Source organism: Nocardioides sp. YIM 152315 (assembly GCF_029210375.1).
Lineage (GTDB): Bacteria > Actinomycetota > Actinomycetes > Propionibacteriales > Nocardioidaceae > Nocardioides.
Window position 1 is genome coordinate 1 of sequence record NZ_JARGER010000024.1, and the last position, 726, is coordinate 726.

Here is a 726-nt window from a genome sequence, read left to right on the forward strand (position 1 = left end):
CAGCGCGTCGAGCCGGGCGTAGACCGCGGTACGCCGCTTGACCATCGAGGAGCGCTGTTTGGTCAGCCGGCGCAACGCATCGGCCGACCCGGGGCCGGTGAACTCCCGCAGCCCTTCGGGGTGCAGCAACGGCAGCTTGGCCAGGATCTCCGAATCGAGCCGGTCGTTCTTGGCGTGCTTGGAGTAGTACTCGCGCAGGTCCGCGGACTGGGTGGTCGGCACCATCACCACCCGCGCCCCGCGCCGGCGGAACCACTGCGCGAGCACGATCCAGGCATTGCGGGTCGGCTCCACGACCACCGTCAACCCGCCCGGGTCGACCCCCGGATCAGCAAGGTCCAGATCGGCCCACAGCCGCTCCAGATCGACCGTGCTGGTCGAGAACTTCCGGCCCCGCCACAGCGGCTTGCCGTCCACCGCCAAGGTGGCCTGATGAGCGGCCCGACAGGCCACATCGATCCCCAACGTCATGCCCACAGGCACGTACCTCTTCCATCCGTCGATCCCGATATCGAGGTGACTGACCGGCACGGCCACGGCCCAGACATTCTGCAAGCAGGAGTCCACCAAGGCATTCGCTCGCTGGCTCCAAGTTCCCGAACAAGGACACCGCATCGACCAGACACCGGGCCCGCGGACGACCTCTCAGCGTTGAGGGATCACCACGTGTCCCGGTCGGTGGTCATGACCGCCCGCGGACCCAGGACCAACGCTAAATGTCGGTGG

General features: G+C 67.5%; 1 protein-coding gene. It reads right to left on the reverse strand.

Translation table 11 applies throughout. The features are described 5' to 3' along the window. Positions 1-537: transposase (locus tag PZ894_RS07815; RefSeq protein WP_275743937.1), on the reverse strand; the 537-nt coding region annotated here is incomplete at its 3' end. Positions 538-726 lie beyond the last annotated feature (189 nt).